At 28.4% G+C, this 26,245-nt stretch carries 28 protein-coding genes and 2 tRNA genes; 13 read left to right on the top strand and 17 right to left on the bottom strand.

What is annotated here, in order from left to right:
* Nucleotides 1–58 precede the first annotated feature (58 nt).
* The 4 genes from GQX97_RS00795 to GQX97_RS00780 all read left to right on the top strand — a co-directional run bounded on the left by GQX97_RS00795 (nt 59) and on the right by GQX97_RS00780 (nt 2,870).
* On the top strand, nt 59–391 hold the full coding sequence (locus tag GQX97_RS00795; RefSeq protein ID WP_157150067.1) for a hypothetical protein: 333 nt from the start codon (nt 59–61) through the stop codon (nt 389–391).
* Between the two features lie 25 nt (nt 392–416).
* On the top strand, nt 417–785 hold the full coding sequence (locus GQX97_RS00790) for a hypothetical protein (RefSeq protein WP_157150066.1): 369 nt from the start codon (nt 417–419) through the stop codon (nt 783–785).
* 96 nt (nt 786–881) lie between these two features.
* Nucleotides 882–2,354 carry a glycogen synthase gene (locus tag GQX97_RS00785; protein WP_157150065.1) on the top strand — a complete coding sequence of 491 codons (1,473 nt, stop codon included), beginning with the start codon at nt 882–884 and terminating at the stop codon, nt 2,352–2,354.
* An 18-nt stretch (nt 2,355–2,372) separates the two neighbouring features.
* Nucleotides 2,373–2,870, top strand: coding sequence for a YajQ family cyclic di-GMP-binding protein (locus GQX97_RS00780; protein ID WP_013243475.1), 498 nt, complete (start codon nt 2,373–2,375; stop codon nt 2,868–2,870).
* Nucleotides 2,871–2,950: 80 nt separating this feature from the next.
* Here GQX97_RS00780 and trxA read toward each other — a convergent pair whose 3' ends face one another.
* A complete protein-coding gene (gene trxA / locus GQX97_RS00775) occupies nt 2,951–3,268 on the bottom strand; it encodes a thioredoxin TrxA (RefSeq protein ID WP_013243476.1) in 318 nt (105 codons plus the stop codon).
* A 203-nt stretch (nt 3,269–3,471) separates the two neighbouring features.
* Entirely contained in the window at nt 3,472–4,872 is a 1,401-nt protein-coding gene (locus GQX97_RS00770; protein WP_157150064.1) for a lytic transglycosylase domain-containing protein, read from the bottom strand.
* Nucleotides 4,873–5,022: 150 nt separating this feature from the next.
* On the opposite strand from GQX97_RS00770, the gene GQX97_RS00765 reads away from it, so the two are divergent.
* Complete coding sequence (locus GQX97_RS00765) at nt 5,023–5,481, top strand: hypothetical protein (protein ID WP_157150063.1); 459 nt, start codon at nt 5,023–5,025, stop codon at nt 5,479–5,481.
* Here GQX97_RS00765 and GQX97_RS00760 read toward each other — a convergent pair.
* The 3 genes from GQX97_RS00760 to frr are packed head-to-tail and all read right to left on the bottom strand — an operon-like array spanning nt 5,478 to nt 7,666.
* Nucleotides 5,478–6,386: a phosphatidate cytidylyltransferase gene (locus GQX97_RS00760; protein ID WP_157150062.1), complete on the bottom strand. Its 909-nt coding sequence runs from the start codon at nt 6,384–6,386 to the stop codon at nt 5,478–5,480. The two genes, GQX97_RS00765 and GQX97_RS00760, sit on opposite strands and share 4 nt — an antisense overlap.
* 3 nt (nt 6,387–6,389) lie before the next feature.
* Nucleotides 6,390–7,115, bottom strand: a complete 726-nt coding sequence (locus GQX97_RS00755; protein WP_157150061.1) for an isoprenyl transferase — start codon at nt 7,113–7,115, stop codon at nt 6,390–6,392.
* A gap of 2 nt (nt 7,116–7,117) precedes the next feature.
* Complete coding sequence (gene frr, locus GQX97_RS00750) at nt 7,118–7,666, bottom strand: ribosome recycling factor (protein ID WP_157150060.1); 549 nt, start codon at nt 7,664–7,666, stop codon at nt 7,118–7,120.
* A 217-nt stretch (nt 7,667–7,883) separates the two neighbouring features.
* Between frr and GQX97_RS00745 the strand changes: the two genes are divergently transcribed.
* The 7 genes from GQX97_RS00745 to GQX97_RS00715 all read left to right on the top strand — a co-directional run bounded on the left by GQX97_RS00745 (nt 7,884) and on the right by GQX97_RS00715 (nt 11,314).
* Nucleotides 7,884–7,956, top strand: a tRNA-Met gene (locus GQX97_RS00745).
* 34 nt (nt 7,957–7,990) lie between these two features.
* A tRNA-Met gene (locus GQX97_RS00740) sits at nt 7,991–8,064 on the top strand.
* Nucleotides 8,065–8,094: 30 nt separating this feature from the next.
* A complete protein-coding gene (gene rpsU / locus GQX97_RS00735; RefSeq protein WP_013243482.1) occupies nt 8,095–8,304 on the top strand; it encodes a 30S ribosomal protein S21 in 210 nt (69 codons plus the stop codon).
* A gap of 156 nt (nt 8,305–8,460) precedes the next feature.
* Nucleotides 8,461–9,048 carry a hypothetical protein gene (locus GQX97_RS00730; protein WP_157150059.1) on the top strand — a complete coding sequence of 196 codons (588 nt, stop codon included), beginning with the start codon at nt 8,461–8,463 and terminating at the stop codon, nt 9,046–9,048.
* A gap of 14 nt (nt 9,049–9,062) precedes the next feature.
* Nucleotides 9,063–10,208 carry a LysM peptidoglycan-binding domain-containing protein gene (locus GQX97_RS00725; protein WP_157150058.1) on the top strand — a complete coding sequence of 382 codons (1,146 nt, stop codon included), beginning with the start codon at nt 9,063–9,065 and terminating at the stop codon, nt 10,206–10,208.
* A 30-nt stretch (nt 10,209–10,238) separates the two neighbouring features.
* Complete coding sequence (locus tag GQX97_RS00720) at nt 10,239–10,805, top strand: peptidylprolyl isomerase (protein ID WP_157150057.1); 567 nt, start codon at nt 10,239–10,241, stop codon at nt 10,803–10,805.
* 23 nt (nt 10,806–10,828) lie between these two features.
* Entirely contained in the window at nt 10,829–11,314 is a 486-nt protein-coding gene (locus GQX97_RS00715; protein WP_157150056.1) for a peptidylprolyl isomerase, read from the top strand.
* A gap of 512 nt (nt 11,315–11,826) precedes the next feature.
* Here GQX97_RS00715 and fabF read toward each other — a convergent pair.
* The 4 genes from fabF to pyk all read right to left on the bottom strand — a co-directional run bounded on the left by fabF (nt 11,827) and on the right by pyk (nt 16,121).
* Nucleotides 11,827–13,080 carry a beta-ketoacyl-ACP synthase II gene (fabF, locus tag GQX97_RS00710; protein ID WP_157150055.1) on the bottom strand — a complete coding sequence of 418 codons (1,254 nt, stop codon included), beginning with the start codon at nt 13,078–13,080 and terminating at the stop codon, nt 11,827–11,829.
* 74 nt (nt 13,081–13,154) lie between these two features.
* Complete coding sequence (acpP, locus tag GQX97_RS00705) at nt 13,155–13,391, bottom strand: acyl carrier protein (protein ID WP_013243488.1); 237 nt, start codon at nt 13,389–13,391, stop codon at nt 13,155–13,157.
* A 74-nt stretch (nt 13,392–13,465) separates the two neighbouring features.
* Nucleotides 13,466–14,215 carry a 3-oxoacyl-[acyl-carrier-protein] reductase gene (fabG, locus tag GQX97_RS00700; RefSeq protein WP_157150054.1) on the bottom strand — a complete coding sequence of 250 codons (750 nt, stop codon included), beginning with the start codon at nt 14,213–14,215 and terminating at the stop codon, nt 13,466–13,468.
* A gap of 472 nt (nt 14,216–14,687) precedes the next feature.
* Nucleotides 14,688–16,121: a pyruvate kinase gene (gene pyk, locus GQX97_RS00695; protein ID WP_157150053.1), complete on the bottom strand. Its 1,434-nt coding sequence runs from the start codon at nt 16,119–16,121 to the stop codon at nt 14,688–14,690.
* Between the two features lie 121 nt (nt 16,122–16,242).
* Between pyk and GQX97_RS00690 the strand changes: the two genes are divergently transcribed.
* A complete protein-coding gene (locus tag GQX97_RS00690; protein WP_157150052.1) occupies nt 16,243–16,761 on the top strand; it encodes a hypothetical protein in 519 nt (172 codons plus the stop codon).
* Here GQX97_RS00690 and rsmA read toward each other — a convergent pair.
* From rsmA to GQX97_RS00650, 8 genes are all read right to left on the bottom strand, one after another.
* Nucleotides 16,758–17,609, bottom strand: a complete 852-nt coding sequence (rsmA, locus tag GQX97_RS00685) for a 16S rRNA (adenine(1518)-N(6)/adenine(1519)-N(6))-dimethyltransferase RsmA (RefSeq protein ID WP_157150051.1) — start codon at nt 17,607–17,609, stop codon at nt 16,758–16,760. The two genes, GQX97_RS00690 and rsmA, sit on opposite strands and share 4 nt — an antisense overlap.
* Entirely contained in the window at nt 17,599–19,320 is a 1,722-nt protein-coding gene (locus GQX97_RS00680) for a M48 family metallopeptidase (protein WP_157150050.1), read from the bottom strand. The genes rsmA and GQX97_RS00680 overlap by 11 nt, the downstream gene beginning before the upstream one ends.
* On the bottom strand, nt 19,320–19,757 hold the full coding sequence (locus GQX97_RS00675; RefSeq protein ID WP_157150049.1) for a tetratricopeptide repeat protein: 438 nt from the start codon (nt 19,755–19,757) through the stop codon (nt 19,320–19,322). The genes GQX97_RS00680 and GQX97_RS00675 overlap by 1 nt, the downstream gene beginning before the upstream one ends.
* A gap of 12 nt (nt 19,758–19,769) precedes the next feature.
* Nucleotides 19,770–20,078 carry a hypothetical protein gene (locus GQX97_RS00670; protein ID WP_013243495.1) on the bottom strand — a complete coding sequence of 103 codons (309 nt, stop codon included), beginning with the start codon at nt 20,076–20,078 and terminating at the stop codon, nt 19,770–19,772.
* Between the two features lie 105 nt (nt 20,079–20,183).
* On the bottom strand, nt 20,184–21,341 hold the full coding sequence (locus GQX97_RS00665) for a DUF3298 domain-containing protein (protein WP_157150048.1): 1,158 nt from the start codon (nt 21,339–21,341) through the stop codon (nt 20,184–20,186).
* A gap of 99 nt (nt 21,342–21,440) precedes the next feature.
* Nucleotides 21,441–22,802, bottom strand: coding sequence for a lipopolysaccharide assembly protein LapB (locus tag GQX97_RS00660; protein ID WP_157150047.1), 1,362 nt, complete (start codon nt 22,800–22,802; stop codon nt 21,441–21,443).
* A gap of 2 nt (nt 22,803–22,804) precedes the next feature.
* On the bottom strand, nt 22,805–23,830 hold the full coding sequence (locus tag GQX97_RS00655) for a hypothetical protein (protein WP_157150046.1): 1,026 nt from the start codon (nt 23,828–23,830) through the stop codon (nt 22,805–22,807).
* A 10-nt stretch (nt 23,831–23,840) separates the two neighbouring features.
* A complete protein-coding gene (locus GQX97_RS00650; RefSeq protein WP_157150045.1) occupies nt 23,841–25,994 on the bottom strand; it encodes an alpha-hydroxy-acid oxidizing protein in 2,154 nt (717 codons plus the stop codon).
* Between the last annotated feature and the right edge of the window lie 251 nt (nt 25,995–26,245).

The following is a 26,245-nucleotide window of genomic DNA, read 5'->3' as shown; positions in this document are numbered from 1 at the left end:
TTTACAAAATAAGAAATAAATATATAATAATGTAAAATATTTATTTTGGAATATTATTTTGGAACAACATGTTATTGTTAATGAAAAAACAATTAAAGAACAAATTATTAAATTAAATGAAATTATAAAAAATAATAAATTATCTAAATTAAGTAATGAATTAGAAAAAATATTGTTTAATGAATTAAAAGCTGGAAATGAAATAAGAGAAATATCTGTTGGCGGGTTTGGAGATGAAAAACATTTATATATTTTTCTAAATAAAACTTTCATTACTAAAATAGTGAAGAATTATAATAATATAAAATATATAGAAATTAATGACCCTCATTATTGGAAGGCAGAATATACAGATATAAAAAATAAACAAACTATAGCATGTCCTTTTTAAAAACTATAACATAAGGAGATTTACAATGGAAACTTTAAACTTTAGTAATATAGAACAAATCATGACTTTTTATTTAATATTTAATTTTATAATATTGGTATGTTTAATATATATAGTATTATCTTTAATATTTAGATTAACACCTAAAAAGAAAGAAGAAAATAAAAAAGAAGATATAAAACAAATACAAAAAAATAAAAACATAAAAAGAAGAAAAAGAAAAGATATAATAGAACTATTTTGGACTGAAGATAAAGATAGCAAATCAAAAACTATGATAAAAAGAGCTATTTTTATATTTTTTATAATATTTACATCATACTATATATTTAATTCTATAAGTTTTATTATAACAAATATTGATGTTGTAAAAAGAGTTTTAAAAATAGAATAATAAAAAAAACAACATATGTAATTTTTAACAGTTGATTTTTAGAGTTAAAAGGTATATAAATATATTATAAATATATTTTAAAAGAGATTATTATTTATGAATGTATTTATGATTTCAAGTGAAGCCTATCCATTTTCAAAAACTGGAGGCTTAGGAGATATTGCAGGAAATCTTCCGCATGCTTTAAAACAAGTAAATGTTAATAGTTCTTTAATCATACCGCTTTATAAAGATAATTATAAACTAATAAACAATAACATATATACCACATTTGATATAAAGCTTGGATCAGAAACAATACAAACAGAAATTATTAAACATAAACATAATAATATTGACGTTTATTTTGTAAAGAATGATTTTTTGTTTAAAAGAAACGGTATATATTCAGAAGACTCTAAAGATTATGAAGATAATGCAAAAAGATTTATAGCTTTTACTAAGAGTGCCATAGAATTATTAATGTATCTACACAAAAAAGAAAATATTAAATTAGACATAGTTCATTTACATGATTGGCAAAGTGCATTAGCGGCACTCTATATAAAAGAAATATACAACACCGAAGAAGCTTTTAAAAACACAAAAGTAATATTTACTATTCATAACCTAGCCTATCAAGGCAATTTTAATACAGATATATACTCACTTCTCAATATCTCTTGGAAATATTTTATACCAAGCAGAATAGAGTTTTATGGATATGTAAGCTTTATAAAGGCAGGCATTATACTTTCAGATGTAGTAACAACAGTAAGCCCAAATTATGCCAAAGAGATACAAACAGAAGAGTTCGGATGCGGATTAAACAATTTACTTTTAAACAAAAATGAACAAGGAAAATTATTCGGCGTATTAAACGGAATGCATGACACTCAATGGAATCCAAAAACAGATAAATATATAAAACATAATTATGATATAAACACGAAAGAAAATAAGAAATTAATAAGAAATGCTTTATATAAAGAATTAAAAATAAAAGAAAAAAATTATCCATTAGTTACCATGATATCAAGATTCGACCCTCAAAAGGGGCTTGATTTAATATATTCATCTTTCTTTGAACTTTCTACTTATGATGCTAATTTTATATTTTTATTTAGCAGTAATAATTATTTTAAAGATTTTGAGAATGATTTTGTAGCGAGAGTAAAGAGAGCAAAAAATATAAGAGTGTTATTTTTATTTGATGAAGCATTAGCACATAAGCTAACAGCAGCAAGTGATATATATTTAATGCCTAGTAAATTTGAACCTTGCGGACTTAATCAAATATACAGCATGAAATATGGAAGCCTCCCAATAGTGCATTCTGTAGGCGGGCTTAAAGATACAGTTATAAATTACAACGGAGCTAAGACAATAAAAAAGGCAACTGGTTTTTCATTTAATGAATACTCTCAAAAGTCATTTGTAGAAGCTATGGACTTAGCGTTCGATTTATATTATAATAATAAAAATCATTTCGATAATCTTGTAGATAATGCTATGAAAAAAGATTATTCGCTTTTAAAAACTGCTTTAGAATACAAAAAACTTTATAATAAAGTTTTAAAAAATAAATAATAATTATAGGAGGGGTTTATGCCAAAAGATCCAAGCTTTGATATAGTTTCAGTAGTAGATATGCAGGTTATGGACGATTGTGTTAATGTTGCTGTAAAGGAAATAAGCAATAGATTCGATTTTAAAGGTCAAAACATCACAATAGAACTAAATAAAGGTGAAAAAACTGTAACCATAACAGCACCTGCAGAGTTTGTACTTAATCAAGTAAAAGATATTTTATTTCAGAAGTTTATTAAAAGGGGCTTAAATCAAAAAAGTTTAAGAGAAAAGAAAAAAGAAAAAGCAAGCGGCGATGCTGTAAGAGAGATAAATGAAATAGTTAATGGTATAGATAAAGATTTAGCCAAAGAAATAGTAAAAGATATAAAAGACATGAAATTAAAAGTTCAGGCAAGTATACAAGATGAGCAAGTAAGAGTATCTGGTGCTAAAAAAGATGATTTGCAAGCAGTAATCACTATGCTAAAGGGAAAAGATTATCCTATACCTTTGCAATTTGTAAACTTTAGATAATAATAATTTTTTAATCGTTAAAACAAAAAAGGCTTTATTAAAAATAATAGAGCCTTTTTTATTTAAGCAAACTAAAAAAATTATAGCATACTATCAACCATAGCTTTAATATTTTCAATAGTAGCTTCTTCTTTAGTTACTTCTTTTACTTTAGCACCGTCTTTATAAATGGCAATAGTAGGAAGTCCTAAAATCTTTTCACGAATAGCTAATCTTCTTGCTTTAGAAGTATTAAAAGAATAGAAAGGTACTTTGCCTTCATATTGTTTAGCTAATTCATGAACATGAGGCATTAATGCTTTACAAGGCTCACAAGTATCGCCGAAATAATCAACTAGGCATAATTCTTTTGAATTAATAACCTTCTCATCAAAAGTATCTTTATCTAATTCTACCATAATAAAACTCCTATATTAATATATTTTATACGATTATATTATACAAAAAATATAGCCATAGTCAAGAGAATATATAATTTATTATTAAGAATATCATAATAAAGAAATATTTTTTAGCTATTATTTTTATTCAATATAAAAATTACATATTAGTATTTATCTTAATGTTGATTGTAATATAAATGATTTTTTAAAATTAATAATTATTTATCTACAGGTATTCTCAAAAATATTTCACTTCCTATAGAAAGCACATTACTTGTAAGTTTGTTCCAAGCCTTAATTTCAGCAACATCCACATTAAACTTTCTTGCTATAATCCAGAGTGTATCTCCTGCCCTTATATGATACATTATATCTTTATACTCATAATCAGGCGGAGGCAAAGATTCAAAATATACGAATTTACCTTCTCTTATTCTCTCTTGCTCTTCTTCATATTGAGCCAAATCCACCTGCTTAGCATTATCAAGCCCTTGAATAGGAATCATCACCTGCTGACCTATGTTTAAATTTTTTGATTTTAATTTGTTTATCTCAACAATAGCCTGCATAGGCACATTATAAAATCTAGATAAATGCGAAAGTGTTTCATTCATTTTTACTTCATGTCTTCTAAATGTAACCCTCTCTGAAGCAGGAATCTTACCGAAAGTATCATAAAATAATTGTTCTTTTCCCTCAGGTATTCTTAAAGGATAACGCACCATACCCGGAGGAGTTACACCTCTTGATAAATGCGGATTAAGTGCTTTTAAATCTTCTGTTTCAGCTTCTATCATATCTGCTATTATAGATAAATCAGCCGCATCATCAACATAAACCAAATCACCCTCTGGAAAAACTACTTTTGGTTTGTTAATCTTAAATCCAAACTTCTCTGGATTTTTTGCTATAATAACAGAGGCTACATATTTAGGTATATACTCTTCAGTTTCTTTAGGAAGCACCTTAGCTCTAAGCAAATCATAAAAATTATTGCTTTTAACCTGCCTAATAGCCCTAGATATTCTTCCCCCTCCTGCATTATATGCTATTAATGCAATAACCCAAGATTTAAAATTTTCATCAAGCCTCATCAAATGCTCAGCCGCAGCCTTAGTAGAACGCTCTGGGTCAAACCTGTCATCAGACCAATAATTAACTTTTAAATTGTATATAGCTCCCGTCATAGGCATAAACTGCCAAAGCCCCGCAGCCCCCGCATGTGAAACAGCCTGAGGATAAAAACTACTCTCTATTATAGGTAAATAAGCTAAATCTTCAGGCACACCCTTTTCTGCAAATACTTGTTTTATATAAGGCAAATATATCTGTGCCCTGTCAATAATCTTTTGCATATGAGGACGCCAGCTTCCCTGATATCTATCCAAATAATAAGAAACTCTCTCCGTACGAAAATCATCAACATTAAATCCCCTAAGCTCTACTACTTTAATATCGCTTCCAAGTGCCTCCCCATAAACTGTAAGCTCATAAAGATTAACACCATCCAAACCCTTTCGTAAATACAAGTCAAAAGTGTCACATGAGTTAATAAACAAAATCAAAACTATTAAAAATATAGCTAATATGTTTTTTCTTTTTAAGACTTTTATTTTCATGAATAAATATATTTAACATTTTTTTATAATATTTGCAAGTGTGTAATTATCTTTTAAAATTTGTACTAAAGCAATCATAATAGTTGACAATTTCTTTAAATAAAAATATTATATAGCAATAACTTACAGGCATGGAGAGAAAATAAAATTATGGCTAAAATTGTAAAATGTAAATACTGTAAAACTGTTAATGATAAATATGCCAAACAATGTAAATCTTGCGGAAAAGCGTTGTATCCAGAAATATCTTTCAAAAAAGCAACTATTATAACTGTGATATTAGATGCCATATTTGCTTTTATATATATTTTTGGAATATTTTTATTTATATATAATGCCAACAATAATGAAACTCCAAAATATATAAGCTTGCTTCCTGCACCAAATACTATTGCCTTTTTTGTTATTCTATTAATAATGTTATGTTTTGCCGCTATAAAAATACTTTATATATTAAACGTATTCATTTTGAAAAAAGATATTATATACATTATAAGAAGAATTAGTTTATTTGTTGAAGCTATAACAATGTTTCCTTTGCAAACAATATTAGGCCTATATTTTTATGATATAGCAACTAGCGAAGACAAATCAAAAAAGAATAATTAATTTAATAATATTATTATAATATAATAGGATATAGGTGCTGTTAATATTACACTATCAAATATATCAAACACACCCCCATGACCGGGAAACAATTTGCTAGAATCTTTTGTGTCATACATTCTTTTAATTAAGCTCTCTCCCATGTCTCCAAGAAAACCTGTTAATGTAAATATTACAGTAAGCCATATTATTTGTAATAGAGAAAATGTAGGTATATCTTTACCAAGCAATAAACTTAAATATCCATTTGAATATAAATAATAATAAATTATAGATGTAGGTATTGTAAACAAAAACATACCCACTAAACCTTCATAACTTTTATTTGGAGAAGCACTATTTGAAAGTTTATGCTTTCCAAATTTTCTTCCAATCGCATATCCGCCCGTATCGCTAAGCCAAGCACATAATAATATAAATACAATATAATATTTTCCGCTAGGCATAAAACGCATTAAAGATATATGCCACACCCCAAGTCCAACATATATAAAACAAAATACAGCAGTAAGTATTGCCCTACCCCTCTCTTCAAAAGTAGAAACATTTACCTTAAACATATTAATTATAAAAAGAGCCGCTATTAAAGCAAATACCATAACAAGCGATAGATTCATAGAAATACTATTTATTTGAGTAAACTTATAAAGACGAGAAAAATCACCATGAAGTATATTGTTTCCGCATATAGTGATAATATATCCTAAAACCATAGCTGCTATTGTAGTAACAACAGTTCTAAAATTCTTCTGCCTATAAACCTTAGCCATATTAAATATTTCTAATGTGCTTATTATAGAAATAGCTAATATCAAAGCATGAAAGAGAAAAATAACTCTATTGTAAAGCAAAATAATAGTAAATAATGGTAAAGTTAATGCTACAGATATAAGTCTTCCCTTCATTTTTTATAAGCCTCCATACCTTCTGTTTCTGTTTGAATATTCTTCTATAGCTTTTTTAAAATTCTCTTTAGAAAAATCAGGCCATAATATATCAGTAAAATATAATTCACTGTATGATGCCTGATACATTAAAAAATTACTTAATCTATGCTCTCCCGAAGTTCTTATTAGAAAATCTGGGTCTGGTATATCTTTTGTATATAAATAATTTCCTATAGAATTCTCATCAATATCTTCTATATTAATTTTATTTGCTAATACATCAGAATACATATTTTTTATAGCAGTTTTAAGCTCATCTCTAAAACCATAATTTAATGCTAATACAACTGTAAGCATTGGATTTTGGCATTTTTCTAAAGTCTCTTTTTCTGTTTCTTCTATAGTTTTTATAGTATCTTTTGGAAATTTGGAAATATCACCTATATGTTTTACTAAAATATTATTTGAAATAAGCCTTTTAATTTCTTTTTTGTAGAATTCTTTAAGAAGTTTAAATAACGCCTTTTTTTCTTCTTCTGGTCTTTTCCAATTCTCTGTAGAAAAAGCATAGAGTGTTAAATATTTAATATTAAGTTCGCAGCATGCCTCTACTATATTAATAACATTTTCGCTTCCAGCCCTATGTCCAAAACTTCTGGATTTGTTGCGAGCTTTAGCCCATCTGCCATTACCGTCCATAATTATTGCAACATGTGAAGGAACTTTATTATCCTTTTCTGTCATCATAATTATATTTTGTCTAATTCTTTTTCTTTTGAACTAACTAATTCATCAACTTTTTTGATATAGCTGTCTGTATCGTTTTGTATTTTTTTCTCAAGATTTTTAGATTCATCTTCAGTAATAGCTTTCTCTTTGAGTTCTTTTTTTATAATATCATTTTCATCTCTTCTTATATTACGAATAGCTATTTTAGCTTCTTCGCCTCTATGTCTAACACCTTTTTTTAATTCCTCTCTTCTCTCTTTAGTAAGTTCAGGAACCATTATTCTAATATTGCCGCCGTCATTAAAAGGATTGAAACCCAAATCAGCTTTTAATATAGCCTTTTCTATGTCTCCTACCAACGCTTTATCGAAAGGCTGTATCATTATAGTTTTTGCATCAGGAGTAGAAACGTTGCCCACTTGTTTAAGCGGCATACTGCTGCCATAAGCCTCTACCTTTACACCATCTAATATAGAAGCATTTGCTCTTCCTGTTCTAATACCTTTCAAATCATTTTGTAAACTATTAATAGCCTTTTCCATTCTATCTTTATAGGATTCTTTTGACATAGATTAAAACCTCTTAAAATTATTTAAGGCAATTATAATTTAAGATATAAGTATTGTCAAGTTATTATTAATAAGTAAATTTTTATATAATTTTTATATATTGTTTACAACTGTTAATATTTAAGATAATAGTAGAAAAAAATGAAATAATTTCACTATAAAAAAATACTTGACTTTTTTAATAAATAGTATAATATGCATATCAATATTTGTACATCGCGGGGTGGAGCAGTTGGTAGCTCGTTGGGCTCATAACCCAAAGGCCGTAGGTTCAAGTCCTGCCCCCGCTAATAGCCAATAATAAAAGGCTTAAACTTTTTATTTGGCGGCGTGGCTCAGGTGGTTAGAGCATGCGGCTCATATCCGCAGTGTCAGGGGTTCAAGTCCCTTCGCCGCTAATAACTTTAATCAAAAGGCAGGTGAGTTAATTGGTACGTATTTTCGCTAATGAAGGTGAACCAGTTGAAAGCGTTATTAAAAGATTTAGAAGAGCTTGTGAAAACGAAGGTATCTTACAAGAATTAAAAGAAAAACAATTCTACAAAAAACCTTCTCTTGAGAAAAAACTTCAAAGAGAAAAAGCTCTTAAAAGAATGAAAAGAAAAATCAAAAAAGAACGCAGATTAGGTTTACTATAAACTTATCTACTATAAATATTAAAGCATTGATAGTTTTTATTATCAGTGCTTTTTTTATTGTAAAATTATATTATATTATAATAGACTATTGACTTTTATCTTTTGTGATATTATATTAGAACAATAAAATATTGTAGTTTTTCGGAGTATAATATTATGAAAGCAATCAAACACATAACAATACTTACTTCTATTTTATATGTTATAGTATCTTGCGGAGCATCTATGCCGCTTAAAGAGTATAAAGATGCTTCTACTTTAAGAGATAAAACAATTAAATATGAGCTTCAAAACTATTCTAAAGAACAATTTGATATAGCTGAATCAAGCTTTGCAGAGGCAACTATACTTATAGATGAAAACAAAGAACCTGATACTGTAAAAGAGTTACTTACTACTGCTTCAAATGCATATTTGGTTGTTTTAAATGAAGGTTTGCCTGTATATGCTGAAGAATTAAAAACTGAAACTTCAAGAAATAGAATATATTCTAAAGATATTAAAGCTTATATAGTTGATAAAGAAAATTATGAACTTGCTGAATTAAACTATATTAATGCTTTATCAGCTTTAAGCACAAACAATTATGAACTTGCTGTTGATTCTTTCCTTAAAACTAGAGATTATCATAGTAAAGCTTTCTTTAATACAAAAGAACAATTTGATAATAGCCTTAAAGGAATTCAAGAGGCTGATGATAAAATTAAACAAATAGAAGATTTAGAAAATTCTACTAATAATTAATATGGAGTTTTATTATGAAAAAAGCATTATTAATTCTTTTTGCAGCTTGTTATTTAATTTATGGACAAGACACTAATAATAATATAAATAATGAAAATATAAAAGACAGTGAAGATTATCAATTAGCACAAAGATATAGAGAATTAGCTATAGAGGCTCATAATGCTGGTGATTATAATCAGAGTATTGAGTTTTCTAAACAAAGTAAAGAATATTCAGATAAGGTTATAGCTAAGTTTGGAGTATATGGATTAGTTTTAAATGCTCAAAGATATGCTGAGAGAAACTTAGCTTTACTTAGAGGAGTTGGAGGAGATACTAATGAATCTTCTATTAACCTTTATGAAGGCTCTGTAATGGACTATGAAGCTGGAAACACTATATTTGATGCTGCTACTAATGATACAGACTACAGCAACTCTATAACAAAATATACTGATTCTTCTTTAAAATCTAAATTAGGTTATGATTTGGTAACAATAGGTTTAAGAAGAGATTATCTCATTAATGAAGGTGTGCTCACTAACGCAGACAGTAATGATAATAATATAATAGATTTAAGAGATAAAGCTGTAGCATTATCTAAAGAAAATAATTATAATGATGCTTCATCTAATGCTAGTCAAGCAATGAATATATTAGACATGCTTGAAGCTCCTTTAGCTTATGCAAAAGCAGAAGAATCTTTAAACAAAGCTAAAGAAGATGGATATAATGAAACAAAAATGACTAATTATAATCAAGCATCAACAACATTAATATTTGCTAAACAAGCATTAGATGGTGAAGATTTTGCTAATTCATTATTTAATTCAAAACTAGTAATAGAGATGGTTAATGCTATGTATAGCGGTGCTGAATACAATAATAATGAAGAGATAACTATAGTAGAAACATCAGGAGTACTATTCCCTAAATATTATAAAGTTCAATATAGAAGAGTTGGTACTGATTCATTATGGAAAATAGCTTCTTATGACTTCATATATGGTGATGGCAATTTGTGGAGAAAAATATACGAAGCTAATAAAGACAAAATAAAAGACCCTAACATTATAATAGGCGGACAAATATTATTAATACCTAGTCTTAAAGGAGAAACAAGAGACGGCACTTATGACTCTAATAAGCAGTATGGTAATATAAAAGATATAAAATAAATAATATAAGAAGAGAGGAAACAAAATTTAATGTTAAAAAAAACAAAAGTTATTTTATTATCATTATTAGCGGTAATAGTATTTACAGCAGTATTATTGGCACAGAAGCCGCAAACATCTAAAGAGCATTTGTTTATAGAAACCAATTACGGTACTATAGAAATAGCATTCTACCCTGAGAAAGCTCCTAAACATGTAGAAGCTATTAAAAAATTAGCAAATCAAGGTTTTTATAACGGCACACTTTTTCATAGAGTAATACCTGGTTTTATGATACAAGGCGGAGACCCATTAAGCAAACAGCCTAACAGAGCATTACATGGTACAGGAGGCCCTGACTTTGTAATACCTGCTGAGTTTAATGATGTATCTCACAAAAGAGGAATATGCTCTATGGCAAGAAGTCAGAATATTAATAGTGCTGGCTCACAATTTTTTATTTGTGTAGCTGATAGTCCTTTTTTAGATGGACAATATACTGTTTGGGGAGAGGTTATTAATGGAATGGATGTTGTAGATAAGATAGTTAATCTTAAAAGAGATGCAAACGATAACCCTCTTACACCTGCAAAAATGAATAAAGTATATGTAAAATAATAAATAATAACAAAGGAAAAATAATGGAACATTTATTTATAGAAACAGATTATGGTACTATAGAAATAGAATTCTACCCTGATAAAGCTCCTAAACATGTGGAAGCTATTAAAAAACTAGCTAATGAGGGCTTTTATGACGGCATTAGATTTCATAGAGTAATACCTAACTTTATGATACAAGGAGGCGACCCTACAAGTAAAGACCCTACTAAAAGGCATTTACATGGCACAGGAGGCCCGGGATTTAGCATAGAAGCTGAGTTTAATGATGTATCACACAAAAGAGGAATATGCTCTATGGCTAGAAGTCAGCATCCAGACAGTGCTGGTTCACAATTTTTTATTTGTGTAGCAGACTGCCCTTTCTTAGACGGACAATATACTGTTTGGGGAAATGTTGTTGATGGTATGGACGTTGCAGATAAGATTGTTGCTTTACAAAGAGACCACAATGACAACCCTATTGTAAACTCAACTATGAACAAAGTATATATCAAAGAAGTATAATTAATAAAGATAAAAATATTAAAGCGATAGAGTTATAATAAACCCTATCGCTTTTTTATATGCAAAAAATTTCAAGTTTATCATAATTTATTTTTTTAATTTTAATTATTGCGGGGGCTAGCCCCCGCACCCCAGTTCTTTTTGTGACCAAAAGAACCAAAAAGACTGCATTTCTATGAAATATATCTAAAAGCATATAGCATCATTTTATTGTATTTGTTACATATAAAAAATAATATATTGCACTTTTTTAATGATAGATTAAGAACTTAAATATTTGCACTTTAGTGAAGCGTACCTGTAGAGTAAAAACTTTGACGAAGTCCGCACCGCGACCGAAGGAAGTGCCTTTAGGTATGGGTGCGAAGGCGGGAAAAAGTTGAATAAAATAAAAACTTATATAAAAAATATAGTCGTTTAGAATATTATTTATTAAATATTGATGCAAATAAAAAAGTCATACCTAGTATTAAAAACTAAATATGACTTCTATTATAATCACAAACTATTTATTATACTCTTTTAAATACTATAGAAGCATTATGTCCGCCAAAACCAAAAGAATTGCTTATAGCATATTCTATTTTGTAGTCTTGAGCAGTATTAGCAACAACATCTAAATCACATTCAGGGTCTTGCTCATCAACGTTAATAGTAGGGTGAACTTTAGAATCTATTATACTCATTACAGTAGCAATAGCCTCTATTCCACCAGCAGCACCCAAAGCATGACCTGTCATAGATTTAGTAGAGTTAACCTTAATCTTTTTAGCATGGTCTTCACCTAAAGCTTTTTTAACAGCCTTAATCTCAGCTATATCTCCAACAGGAGTAGAAGTACCATGAGTATTAACATAGTCAATCTTGTCTGGAGAAATTTTAGCAGCCTCTATAGCCAAAGACATAGCTCTTGCTCCCATAGCACCATCTTCTAAAGGTGCAGTAATATGATTAGCATCACAAGTAAAACCATATCCAGAAACTTCAGCAAGTATATTAGCATTTCTTTTCTTAGCATGCTCATACTCTTCAAGTACAAGTATACCAGCACCCTCAGCTATAACAAAACCATCTCTGCCCTTATCAAAAGGTCTAGAAGCTTTAGTAGGTTCATCATTTCTAGTAGATAAAGCTCTAGCATTATTAAATCCAGCTATAGTAAGAGGATTGATAGTAGCCTCAGAGCCGCCAACTATCATAATATCAGCCTCATTATCTTTAATATGCTTGTATCCTAAACCTATAGAATGGTTTGAAGAAGCACAAGCAGTAACTGTACTATAGTTAGGGCCATTCATTCCATATTCCATAGCTATTAAACCGGGTGTCATATTAATAATTTGCATAGGAACAAAGAAAGGTGAAACTCTGCTTGGTCCATCAGCAAGTATTACATTATGATTATTTAAAAGAGTAGTGATACCGCCTATACCACTTCCAAGAACACAGCCTGCTCTCAAAGGATCAAAACCTGTTTTAGGCTCTATACCAGCCTGTTTTAAAGCATGATAAGCAGCATATACACCATAAGTTATAAAAGGGTCAAGTCTTCTTAGCATCTTCTTATCAGAATAATAATCACCCTCTAAAGCAGCTACTTCACCGCCTATTCTAGTAGCTAATTGCTCTTTTTCTGGGTCAAAATATTTACTAAGTGTTTTGATTCCAGAAACACCATTAAGAAGATTGTCCCAGAAAGTTTTAACATCGTTTCCAAGACAACTTACAATTCCAAGACCCGTAATAACAACTCTACGTTCGCTCATAATAACTCCTATATGTTATAAATATAAAAATTCCCGCAAAAAATTACGGGAATAATTAATATTCTTAAAGAAAATTATTTCTTATGCTCTTCAATATATTTAGCAGCATCAGCTACATTTTTAATCTTTTCTTGTTCTTCTTGAGGAATTTTGATATCATAACGTTTTTCTAATTCCATAATAAGCTCTACTAAATCAAGTGAATCAGCGTTCAAATCATCTACGAAAGAAGCTGTATCAGTGATTTTACTTTTGTCTGAAATGTTTAATTGATTAGCAACAACATCTTTAATTTCATCGATTAATGCCATGTTGAATCTCCTTTTTTTATTAATTTATTATTATTTTTAATTTATTATAAAGTGCAAAGCAACTTTATTAACTATTACATAGACATGCCGCCATCAACGGCTATAACTTCTCCTGTTATATAATTGCTCAAATCTGAAGCAAGAAATACAACTATATTAGCAACATCTTCTGCAGTACCTAATTTTTTTAAAGGTGTAATATCCATTATTTTTTTTACAGCATCTTCAGCAAGTACGTCTGTCATATCTGTTTGAATAAAACCCGGTGCTATAGCATTAACGCATATTCCGCGAGGAGCAAACTCTTTAGCCATAGATTTAGTAATTCCTATAATGCCCGCCTTAGCAGCAGCATAATTCACCTGACCAGCATTGCCCATTTTTCCTATAACACTTGATATATTAATTATCTTACCCTTTCTTGCTCTTAACATACTTTTAGCAGCTTCTCTTGAAGTGTAAAATGCTCCAGACAAATTAGTGTCTATAACATCATTCCAAGCACTGTCGTCCATCTGTATAACTAACATATCTCTAGTAATTCCAGCATTATTAACTAATACATCTATAGAACCAAATTTTTCTATAGTCTTAGCAACAACCTCTTTACAAGATTCGCTAGATTTCACATCATGAACCAAAGCAAGTGATTCCACATTATATTTTGATTTTAATTCATCAGCAACTTCTTGAGCCTTATTAATATTTGTAGCTGTAACAACAACATTAGCTCCTTCATTAGCTAAGGCCTCTGCTATCTTTTTTCCTATTCCTCTGCTTCCGCCTGTTACTAAAGCTGTTTTATTTTTAAGATTTAAATCCATAATTATCCTTACAATTATTTAAATACGTTTACATTAATTAAAACAAAATATGCCAAATTTGTCAAGCCTATTTTGCAACTTTAAAATTACCGACTTTTTTGTTTAAAAGGTCGAAAAATGATAAGAACTAACTATATACTAATTTTTATAAGTTTATCAAAAATATTTTTTTAGTTTTTTATTTACGGGGGCTTTGCCCCCGTACCCCCACTTCTTTTGGTGCCCCAAAGAAGCAAAAAGACTATATTTTATTTTAAATTTAGGTTTTATAATATATTTAATACATATTTTCTTAATATAAGGCTAAATAAATTGCACTTTTTGCAACTTTGACGAAGTCCGCACCGCGAATGCGGGAAAAAGTTGAAGAAAAAAACTATATAACAAAATATAGTCATTTAAATATACACCCAAAATTACCTTGAAAATTACTAAACTAATAGTGCTTTTTAAACGGCTCTTATACCCAAATTTAGTGCATTACTACTACACGTACACTATTCTCTTGCCACCTGCCCTGCCATTTACTTCCACTCACTACAATAATTCTGTCTTTGTGTTCTGCTAGTTTATGCTCTACCAAAGTATCTTCAAGTATGTTAATCTCGCCTCCGTGACTAATACCAGCACTAAAGTTCAAATCTTCAGGCATATGTATAGTATAAACATTATGACATATAGCAAGACCATTACAAAGATTATTATCAGCCGACATAAACACTATAGGAGTTTTTGGTCTTTTTTTAGATAAATTCCTAACAGTTCTTCCAGACCTTGAAAGAGCTATTATTGCCTTATTATCTAAACTATATGATAAATAAGAAGCACTGTCAGCCAAAGCATCATTAACACCGCTGTCCAAATAAGTCATATTATCATGAGAAGTTTTATTAATAGACCTCTCAGCAGCCTCCACTATAGAAACCATAGCCTTCACAGACTCTATAGGATAATCACCCGAAGCAGTCTCCGCAGACATCATTACAACATCAGTGCCGTCTAATACAGCATTAGCAACATCGCTAGCCTCTGCCCTTGAAGGAACAGGGCTTTTTGTCATACTCTCAAGCATTTGGGTAGCTATTATTGTAATTTTACCCATATCGTTTGCCATTTTTAGTATTTTCTTCTGCCAAACAGGAACCTCTCCAAATGGTATTTCTACTCCCAAATCTCCTCTTGCCACCATTACACCGTCAGACTCTTTTATTATGCTCTCTAAATTCTCTAATGACTCAGTATTTTCTATTTTTGATACTATTCCAACATGCTTAAAATCATTATCATCTAATATCTTTCTAAGCCTTATAACGTCCTCTGCTCTTCTCACAAAACTCATACCTAAATAATTAGCACCGTTTTTAGCAGCAAACAAGGCATCATTAACATCTTTCTCTGTTAAAACCTCTGTTGTTACATGAGCACCGGGTAAGTTAATGCCTTTACTGCTTAATATAGTGCCCCCTGTTATAACCTTACATACAACAAGCTTTGAAGCCTCATCACTAGACTCTACTATAAGCTGTATAGTGCCGTCAGCTATCAAAAGTAATGAACCAGCCTTTACATCATGAGCAATGTTCTCATGTGTAGTAGGTATTATGCTTTCATCATTAGTCTCTTTATGTCCGCTTAATTTTACAATATCACCCTCTTTTACTGTAATATTCTCTTTTAACTTACCTATTCTTATTTTTGGTCCCTGCAAATCTGCTAATATCGCTACAGGTTTACCCAACTCTTCAGAAACTTTTCTTATTATGTTTATTCTCTCTAAATGTTCATCATAGCTTCCAAATGAAAAATTAAGTCTGCATACATCAGCACCATTTGCTATTATCTTTTTTACCATTTCTTCATTAGACCATCTAGGGCCTAAAGTTGCAATTATTTTTGTTTTTCTCATAATATTTTACCACCTCTTATATAGAAAATATTATAAAACATAGAAATATTTTTACAACTTTTTATACTAAAAATTAATATTTTTTTGCTTTAAAAACACTATTAATGTATAATAAATGATTATGAATAAAAAATTATTATATATATTATTAATTACTATAATTCTATCTTCCTGTAAAAAAATAGAAAACATCACAGTTATATTCGATGATATAACAGTAGATATACCAGAAAACTTTGAGCAAAACTATATAAACAACATGGTAGAATATAATCCAAACTTTAAAATAATAGATTCCTACGGCATAGAAACAAAAACTTCTATATACAATGTTTCATACACAAAATCTAATTACCCAATAGATATTTTAGCTTCAAAAGAAGGTATAATAAATGGCGTTATAAATAATAAAGTATTAAAAGAAGTAAAAGTAGAAAAAGAAGGATATTACAAAGAACAAACTAATGCCTATGATATATTAATTAGCTATTATTATGGGCCAAACAAAACATATCAAAGAAGCTTTATAATGCTAAACGGCAATAACATACTTCAAATAACTGCTATATATAATGCCAATAGCAAAAAAGATGATAAAACTATAAACGATATAATAAACTCTATAAAACAAAGAACTTAAACATAATCTTTTATTATTAGAGAAAGCTCTTTTACTTTTTCTATACTCAAAGATTCCCCTCTAATTTCTTTATCAATATTTGCTTTTTTTAATATTTCATCTATTTTATCTTTATCAATATCAATATATGGAGATTTTAAAAAATTATTTTTTATAGTTTTTCTTCTGTTGTGAAATAAAGTTTTTGAAACAGACTTAAAAATATTAAGCATACTCAAATCAACTTGTTTAGGCTTAATGCTTATAATAGATGATGTTACTTTTGGAATAGGATAAAACACTTCTTTTGATACATTGTATTCTAATTTAATATCAGACATAAAACTTGCAAACAATGTTAAAGCAGAATAATCTTCACTGCCCTCTTTTGCAATTAATCTGTTTGCAAAATCGCTTTGTACCATAAAAACAGCATAGTTCCATCTATTATAGCAATCACAAAAAAGCCATTCTATTATAGGGCTTGCTATATTGTATGGAATATTACCGTATACATCAAAGTTTTTATTTTTATCTATATCGTTAATATCAACTTTTAGTATATCACTATGAATAATATTTATATCTTTATAAGTCTCTTTCAAATGATTATACAAAGCATTATCATATTCAACTATAGTGAGATTATTTTTATATATATCAACAAGCACATTACTTAAAGAACCTAAGCCCCCTCCTATCTCTATAGCATCACTCCCTCTCAAAATATCTTTAGGCACAGTGTTTGCTATATTATAAGCAATGTTTCTGTCGCATAAAAAATTCTGACCTCTATTTTTGTTTGGAAATATAGACTTATTTTTTAAATACTCAGTAATTTCTGATTTTGAATATACATTATTTAACATATTTATTTATTCTTGACATCTGTAATAAAAACAATAATATCATAATAACAGCAAAACTAAGCATTATTATAATACTTATATTAATACCTAAAACCATAAGTATATGTGTATTTATATAATTAAGAACTATAATATAAAGCAGTACAAATAATATAGTACCAATAATACCTATTAAATTTGCAGTAAAACCAATAGAGGCATCTTTTTTAACATAAATATTATATCTAAATGAGAAATATGCTATTATTATAAACAATAGTAAATAATAAATCGGAGATAAAATCTTTTTAAATAAAACATTAATAACAAGATCATTAGAATAACCAAATAAAGGAAGCTCTGTTTTTAAGCTCATAATATCTTTGAATCCTGTGTAGCTTAATACTATATATGTATAATATTTAATATTTTTCATAGCACTATCAGACATATTAATAGGAATAATATTTTCAGTTATATTGTTGTTATTATAAGTGTTATTTACAGGATTAAACTTTGCTTTTAAAATAATATTTTTCATATTTGGGGCATTATATGAATCAGTTATTTTACCATATTTATATATTACTTTATTTGTAGCTTTTAACTCATTATCTAAATTAATAATAGATACATCATATAAATACAATGACTCTCTAAGAAAAATACTATAAAGTGCACAAAGCATGGTATTATTATTAAGCATTAAAGTAATACCATTATTTTCTAACATTGTTGTGTTTGTTATAGAATAATAATCTTCAATAAAGAATTTTCTAATCTCTTGTGCTCTATCTATAAAAAAATCATACCTATCAATACTATCAACTATTAAAGAATAATATGTGCTAATTTCATTGATATCAGGATAATTAACAAATAAATTAGATATACTGCTATAAGCTTTCCAAAAATCTCCATTTCTATATAATTCTATAGTATCTGCAAGCTTACCGTATGTTAATGAATCATAGAAGTTATTACCTATATAAGCAGGTTTGTTATTTTGTATAATGCCAATTTTATTAAGATAATAAATAGCTATTGGGTTATGTCTATCAATTTTAAGTACATCATTATAATATCTATTAGCAAGAGTATAATTTGAAAGACTAAAAGCCCTAGAACCTTGAGAAAGTAAATTATTTACATAAGTAGCTCTATCAGTATTGGCAAGCTCTTCTAATTCATTTTTTTTATTTTCAATATCTTTTAACAATAATAAAATATTACCGTCATTTCTATCATATATTAAAGCATTTCTAGCTAATTTCTCTGCCTCATTCAAATTTCCATTATCAAATTCATATTTTGCCATTTGATATTCATTTTCTTTTAATGATGATTTATACTGATTAAAATATCTATAATCTTTATTTGTATTATATTCTTTTAATGCATACACCAATTTGTCAATTAAAAAATAATCATAAAATCCAAAAAATGTAGTCAATACAACTATTAAAGCGATAGGTATAGCAATGATTCTAGATATTTGTAAACCGGGTAAATAATAACCTTTAAAAAAGGCAGAATACACACTTAAAGCAATTATAAAAGGAATGAAGTTTTTATATATAAGAAGCGAAATAAGAATATATACTGGTAAATCGTATACTTTACCCTCACCTCTAGTATATATGTTATATAGTAGAAATATAAAAAATATTGAAATAATACTAATAATAGAAAAGCTTAGTATCAATCTTAGAATTATACCAATTTTTTTCATTATTCTTCCACATCAATTACTTGCTCAACATCCTCTATTACTTCTTCTACTGCTTCAATAGGTCTTAATTTAGGTTTTTTGTCATAAATATCCTGCATAACTTTTTGAGCCAATATTTTAGGAGGCAGCACTGCAAAATCATTTATAACAATATTAAAATAATCTATAGCCTCTTCATACTTATTCTGATAATAATAACAGAATCCTATTTCATAATAAGCCCAAGAAACATCTTTAGCAAAATTATTTCTATCAAAGTTGTCTATGATATATTGATAATATGCTATAGCATTTTTATATCTTTTATTATTAAATTCAGTATAAGCTTTTTCTGCTATGATTTTAGGATATCTTTCTTCAGCATCCACTTGTACAGTTGTAGCACAAGAAATTGATAATAAAGCAAAAATAAGCAATAAATAATAAGTTTTTTTCACCAATAAAATCCACTATTTTTTTATAGAATAGACTTCATCGCGTACTGGCAAACTTTTGCGTAGGATTTTTAGGAAGCTTCTTAAATCGCCCATATCCTTATAATCATCACACTTCTCTACAGTTCTTCTTGCAACTGTAAAATACTTGTACATTTTTTCTTCACCAAGTTTTTTACGCCATTGTTCCTGAGTACATTTTACTCTTAGCAAATATTGTGAGCCGTCTATTCCGCTAGCTTTTCTAAATAAAACACAATATCTGCAATTAGCACAATAAATACCTCCGCATTCTGGAGATTGTTCATTTTGTTCTTCAGTCATAAATACTTACCATAAATTAATTATATTGTTTTATAACTACAGTATAGCAAATTTACTATTAAAAGTCAAGTTCATATGCTATCAATAATACTACATACAAAACAATTATTCTTCTAATATATATAAGTACTCTTCTTTTACAAAAGGTCTTATTTCATCAAAAGAATAAACTATCTCTGTTTCACCTTGAACATAAGCTGTAATACTGTAAATAGGCCATACAAAGTGAATACCATCTTTATATACATAAAAGCTAGTGTCTTCTAAAGTTATTTCATCAAGAGGAACTAAATAATCTTCTTCTGTTCTGTCACTTATAGAAAGAAGTTTAGATTTCATTGTAATAAGCAATTTTTTATCTTTAAAGTCTTTTATTAAATCTGTAATTGAAATTTTCTCTCCATCTTTAAGAGAATAAACTAAAGATGTATTATTATAAACTCCATGAGCTCCTCCCATATATATAGAAGAATAGCTATTGATAGATATTGTTGTATTGTTAAAATATAATATATCTTTACCTGCTATATACTCATAACTATACTCTGAGTTTGTATACCAGTCATTATAAAAATCACTCATAGCCTTTTCAAATAAAGGAAGCGTTTCATTTTTTAGCCATAATGTTTCATCTCTTGTAATGTTGTCAATATTATCATTAATGTCTAAAGTTATTTTATCATAAACTTCTAAATTATTTGTATCGCTTGGAATAAGCACAAATATAGAATCTTTATAAAAGAAAGCAGAGCCATTTCCAAGAGAATCATTTTGAGATGAGTTTGTGTATAAATAGTTGTATGATACAGCAGAAACAAAATCTAAAGCACTAATATCTACTTCATCTATTTTTGTTGTAATGGTAAAGTTTTTATTATAATAATCGCCTCTTATTGTATCGCCTGCATCAGACTGAGCATACATATCAGCTCCATCATTATCAATAGCGGCATTAGAATAAAAATAAGTCTTTATTAAATTTTCATCTATATAAGTAAATCTAAATTGAGCAATATTATATTCTGGAAAAACCATATCATTTAAAGCCAACTGAGCCATAGAGCCATTATCATTTTTCATAAAAGTATAAGGCGAAAACCATTCATTATAATCACCATCACTTTTAACAGTTGTTGTTGGTAAAGTGTTTTGATTAGTATCTATATAATTATTTTCTATATTTTCCTGATTTTTCTCTAAATTATCCTTATTACTGCAAGCAACAAATAAAAATAAAACTAACAATAATACTTTCTTAATCATAAAAACTCCAAACATTTTTTAAAAAAAGAATAATATATTTTTCTTTTTTTTCAAGTAAGAGTTTTTACTTTTTTTGAATATAGAGCTTTACAAAAATAATTAGTCGCTGAATGATATAACGCCTTCAATAATAGCTTCAAATCTTTCAGGCTCTATAATCATCACAGTATCATCAACTTTCAAATTAGGAGCAAAATCACCTATACTTATTAAGAATGAGTGAGCACTCTTATACGCCCTAGCATAATCCATAAACTCATCTACAGTATTTTGTCTCATAGGATATCCAGAAGTATCCAAAGCAAAAGTACTTTTATATGATTGACCTTCAGAACCAAACTTTTTAATAGTTACAAAGAAAACTAAACTATCAGACTTTTTAGTATGGTCTGTTACAATATATCCATTTAAAGTTAATATTCTATAGAAATGTTTTTCCAAATAATCAATAACATCCATTTCTAATGCTGTTCTAAATGCAGTATTAGCTATAATAGAGCTATAAGTTTTTAATTTTTGATCAACATCCAAATATATGTTTCTTACAGATTTTATTATTTCCCACTGTTTAACAGCCTCTTCAAAATGTTTTTGTTTAACTAAAGTTTCAGCATATCTATATCTTTCATCTACAACTTTTTCATTTGCAATATTATCTTTAGTAAGCACTTCCCTATAATATTTATTAGCCTTATCATAATCTCCAAGTTCATAATAAGAATTAGCCAAATCTAATGATATACTATCTTTATTATCCATAAAACTGCTGTCATAAGATATTTCTAATTCTTTTACAGCATTTTGGAAATCTCTCGAAGCAGATAATATTCGTCCATAAAGTAAATGATAATTATAATTAGAAGAATCTAAAGCTATAGCCTTTTCAATATTCTGCTGTGCTGCATGATAGCTTCTCATTTTATAATAAGAATAAGCAAGCATATACAACAATTCAGGATTACTGTCATTACGTGTAGCTGCTAATGACAAATATTTTTGAGCTAATATCCATTCACCGCTTTGATAAGATATAAGTCCTGCTTTATATAGAGAATCATAATCTTGATTTTTTATTTTTATTATATAATCATATTCATCTAAAGCTTTTTTAGCATTTCCAGTCTCTTCATAAATATTAGCTAAAAACTCACGCACTTTTAATTCAGTAACATCTTTGGTGAAATATGCCCCATCTAACATAGATTGTAATGATGCCATAGCTAATATATACTGATTTTGCTTATAATATAAATTAGCACTATACCATAATATAAGCGGATCTTTTTTAAATTTGGGGTCAAGTTCATTAATTTCTTTCATTGCAAGCTCTGCATTACCCTCTTCATAATACTGCGTAATGCGTTTTAATTTAGCAGGATAAGAACCGCTCTTTACAATAAAATTAGTTGCAACTCCCAATACAACTATTAGCATCATTATAAGTATTATTGAAACTTCCACTATTATATTCCTTTTTGATAAACTATAACAGGGCTTTCTGTTTCTTTAGATTCCCTTAAAGCTTCTTTTATTTTATCAGTTAAATTATCTTTAACTGTAAAAATTGATATTTTATTAGCCTTATTATCAGCAAAATCAAATCCGCTAACTGCCATAGATACTTTTACATCTATATTTTCCCCATTATAACTAAAACTATGGTTTTGAAGCATCTTTAAATATCTCTTTGTAATCTTCAACGCCTCTTCTTCATTAGCATACACTATTATATATATAACATCATCATCTATCAAACATTGACTCTCGCCTGCTCTTGCTTCTCTTTTAATAAAAGCCACTAAATCTTTTCTAATCTTATAATAAGCAAATCTATCATAATGCTCTATTATATCATTAGCATTAGAAATATTAAATGCCATTATACCTATAGCATAATTGTGCCTTTGTGAAAATGATATTACTGTTTTTAATGTATCATTAAATATCTCATATTCTAAAGTATTAGTTTTTTCTGTTTCATCATCTGAGCTATTAGATAAATTAGCAGAGTCATATCCTAAATTAAATAATATTAAATTGTACATAAAGAATATAATATTTCTTATGTTATAAGATAAAAATATAGCCATAAAAAATAAGCATAAAGATAATATTGTACTATAAAAAGTATATTCTTGTCTGTATAATATTTTTTGTACTTCTGGTATATAGCTTAGAGAAAGAAGCATTACTATAGAAGTTACAACAAAAAACAAAATATTTCCTATGCTTTTTCTCAAATTAGCCTCATGTTCTTTTGCAGAAAATATAAATACCACCACAAAAGCATACAATATAGACATAGATATCCATATCCAAACCCAAATATCTAAAGTGTAAAGTAAATAAACCAAAAAGTTATTAGGGTTTGAAGAGATGAGTAATATATATATAGGTATTGCTATAGCACTATATATTAAAGTGCTTATCATAGCAGCAAAAAAACCATAAAGATATGATTTTGATAAGCTAATTTCTTTTACTTCCATAAATAACTACCTAATTTTTGCACCATACGGTATTATCATATTTTAATTTATTGAATCCGAATATCTTCATCATTCTCTCTAATTCTTCTTTAGTAGAATAAATCATATATTCAAGTCCCTTTCTGCCCTTGCTTACAATAGAAATAAAACTCTCCTCTGTTACGCAAACAGCATTAGCACCTAAAGCATAATATTTAAACAATTCTCCGCCATATTTAGGAGACTCCGCAAGTATATTAATTTGCATTTTACTCTTTTGCAAGTTTAAAGCTATGCTACTAATAGTATCGGAAACTTTTTTCATACCTTTTAATGAATACTTATTATTATTAGAAAAATATACATTATTTAAATTATTATTCATTATATCTTTTTCATTGGAGACACCTTTTATTATTAGAGGAATATCTAAATGTTTTTGAATATAATTTATTTCTTTATGAGTTTTTAGATGAATATTATTTTCAGTATTATTATAATAATAAGACAAATCTATTCCAACAGCACAAGCTCCGCTTTTTTGAGCCTCTTTAAGTTTTTTCATTATAACATCTTGAGAATTATTACCGCTAATCATAATAATTCCTCTCTTATGTTCTTTTATAGATTGAATAGCCAAATTAAATATTTCATCATTATTAAAATCATTAAGTATAGCAAGTATTTCAGAGTTTGAAGCTATATCCATAGTGATGTTATAATATTCTTTTATATCCATTATACCGTCTAAAGCTTCTGGAAGATTATGAATTGTGTCTATTATTATAGGCTGAGATAGATGCATATTAAATATACTAGTTTGCAAGCTAATATTTTTATCATCGTTATGTATTATACTTGGAGAGAAAGAATAATTTTCTAAACCTGTATCTTTATTTTCATCAAACAAATAATCAACATTATGTTTTGAAGATAATTTTTCTTTTGATACTTTTTTAATTTCTTCTATTGTGAGAGATTTTTCATCGGTTAGCTTAAAATGAACAGCATTTATAGCTTTATTAGCAATTTCTATAGCTTTATCTCTAGTATCTGCCACAGCTATAATATTACCAGCCTTATCAAGATTGCTTGTAGGAGAAACTAATATATCACCAACCTTTGTTTTAATAAATATCTCTTTTACGCCATCTATATTTTTAGCATTCTCCAAACCTTCTATAGATTCAATAATCCCAGTGCCGGGTAAAAATGCTTTTTCAACGGAAACTCTATCCCATTTAGGCTTTAAATCACTTGGAGGGTTACCCAATGCTATTTCTATTGCATTTTTAATTAGGTTTACACCCGTAGCAAAAGGATAAGTATAAGCACTCATAAACCCGCCGGAAAGTCTAGCAGCAATCTCCCCTACCATAGCACCGTTTTTGGTTACTTTTATGTCCCCCTTAGCAGCACCAATTTTTAAATTCAAAGCCTTTATACCTGCCTTCATTACATTGATTGCATCATCTATCTTTTCTTGTTCTAAAGCAGAAGGAAGTATATGACCAGTCTCTATAAAAAATGGAGGATATTCTATTATTCTATCAGCAACACCTGTAACATATATTTCATCATTATAAATAAGCATATCTATAGAAAGTTCAGGCCCCTCCATAAACTCTTCTATTATCACCTCTCCAGAAGGCGAAGCACTCTTAGCCCTATTAAAAGCATTAAGCACATCTTTTTCATCAGACACCTTCATTACACCGCGAGCCCCCATATTATCAGCAGGCTTTACTACAACAGGCTTCTCTAAATTTCTATAAGCCTCAATAGCCTCATCATAATTCCATACAGGGAAAAAATTAGGCTGAGGCACATTGTTTTTCTTAAATCTCTCACGCATTCTTATCTTGTTTGATGCCGCATAAGCATCTTCAAACCTATTACCCGGAAGAGATAAAGCATTGGCAACAGCAGCAACCGTGCTAGAAGCATCAGTTCCAACCGTAATAACCCCATGTATCTCCATCTCTTTGCTTAAAGCCCTAGCAACTCTCACACATCCATCAACATCTCTTGTAGATTCTATTATAGGATAATCCGCTATTTTCATTCCCGGAGCATCTTTATTATAATCTAATACTATTGTATATAATCCCATATCTTTGGCTATTTGTATAGCTGGTACTTGTAATAGTCCAGCTCCTATTATGATAATTCTTTTACCTTTCATAATTAAAAAATTGCCTTTATTTATTTAATTTAAAATAATCCATTAACTATATCGAAATATATTAAACTTACTAAAGAAGATTATAGATTATGTTTATAAAAATTTTGGTTTTATTTTTTTTTGATAAATTAAAATATGATGGCTCTGATCAACATACAACAGATATGAATATAAAATATACATTTAAAAATTGTAATTTATAAAATACTAAAATAAGATAAAAAAACAAACCTTCTAAATTACTTATCTAC

Origin of the sequence: Brachyspira sp. SAP_772, from assembly GCF_009755885.1 — a bacterium.
In the GTDB taxonomy this organism is placed as follows: Bacteria; Spirochaetota; Brachyspiria; order Brachyspirales; family Brachyspiraceae; genus Brachyspira.
This window is presented reverse-complemented; position numbering and strand designations above follow the sequence as displayed.

Coding starts and splice junctions, on each gene's coding strand:
- GQX97_RS00790 (WP_157150066.1), top strand. CDS start 417: ATGGAAACTTTAAACTTTAGTAATATAGAACAAATCATGACTTTTTAT.
- GQX97_RS00785 (WP_157150065.1), top strand. CDS start 882: ATGAATGTATTTATGATTTCAAGTGAAGCCTATCCATTTTCAAAAACT.
- GQX97_RS00780 (WP_013243475.1), top strand. CDS start 2,373: ATGCCAAAAGATCCAAGCTTTGATATAGTTTCAGTAGTAGATATGCAG.
- trxA (WP_013243476.1), bottom strand. CDS start 3,268: ATGGTAGAATTAGATAAAGATACTTTTGATGAGAAGGTTATTAATTCA.
- GQX97_RS00770 (WP_157150064.1), bottom strand. CDS start 4,872: ATGAAAATAAAAGTCTTAAAAAGAAAAAACATATTAGCTATATTTTTA.
- GQX97_RS00765 (WP_157150063.1), top strand. CDS start 5,023: ATGGCTAAAATTGTAAAATGTAAATACTGTAAAACTGTTAATGATAAA.
- GQX97_RS00760 (WP_157150062.1), bottom strand. CDS start 6,386: ATGAAGGGAAGACTTATATCTGTAGCATTAACTTTACCATTATTTACT.
- GQX97_RS00755 (WP_157150061.1), bottom strand. CDS start 7,115: ATGATGACAGAAAAGGATAATAAAGTTCCTTCACATGTTGCAATAATT.
- frr (WP_157150060.1), bottom strand. CDS start 7,666: ATGTCAAAAGAATCCTATAAAGATAGAATGGAAAAGGCTATTAATAGT.
- GQX97_RS00730 (WP_157150059.1), top strand. CDS start 8,461: ATGAAAGCAATCAAACACATAACAATACTTACTTCTATTTTATATGTT.
- GQX97_RS00725 (WP_157150058.1), top strand. CDS start 9,063: ATGAAAAAAGCATTATTAATTCTTTTTGCAGCTTGTTATTTAATTTAT.
- GQX97_RS00720 (WP_157150057.1), top strand. CDS start 10,239: ATGTTAAAAAAAACAAAAGTTATTTTATTATCATTATTAGCGGTAATA.
- GQX97_RS00715 (WP_157150056.1), top strand. CDS start 10,829: ATGGAACATTTATTTATAGAAACAGATTATGGTACTATAGAAATAGAA.
- fabF (WP_157150055.1), bottom strand. CDS start 13,080: ATGAGCGAACGTAGAGTTGTTATTACGGGTCTTGGAATTGTAAGTTGT.
- acpP (WP_013243488.1), bottom strand. CDS start 13,391: ATGGCATTAATCGATGAAATTAAAGATGTTGTTGCTAATCAATTAAAC.
- fabG (WP_157150054.1), bottom strand. CDS start 14,215: ATGGATTTAAATCTTAAAAATAAAACAGCTTTAGTAACAGGCGGAAGC.
- pyk (WP_157150053.1), bottom strand. CDS start 16,121: ATGAGAAAAACAAAAATAATTGCAACTTTAGGCCCTAGATGGTCTAAT.
- GQX97_RS00690 (WP_157150052.1), top strand. CDS start 16,243: ATGAATAAAAAATTATTATATATATTATTAATTACTATAATTCTATCT.
- rsmA (WP_157150051.1), bottom strand. CDS start 17,609: ATGTTAAATAATGTATATTCAAAATCAGAAATTACTGAGTATTTAAAA.
- GQX97_RS00680 (WP_157150050.1), bottom strand. CDS start 19,320: ATGAAAAAAATTGGTATAATTCTAAGATTGATACTAAGCTTTTCTATT.
- GQX97_RS00670 (WP_013243495.1), bottom strand. CDS start 20,078: ATGACTGAAGAACAAAATGAACAATCTCCAGAATGCGGAGGTATTTAT.
- GQX97_RS00665 (WP_157150048.1), bottom strand. CDS start 21,341: ATGATTAAGAAAGTATTATTGTTAGTTTTATTTTTATTTGTTGCTTGC.
- GQX97_RS00655 (WP_157150046.1), bottom strand. CDS start 23,830: ATGGAAGTAAAAGAAATTAGCTTATCAAAATCATATCTTTATGGTTTT.
- GQX97_RS00650 (WP_157150045.1), bottom strand. CDS start 25,994: ATGAAAGGTAAAAGAATTATCATAATAGGAGCTGGACTATTACAAGTA.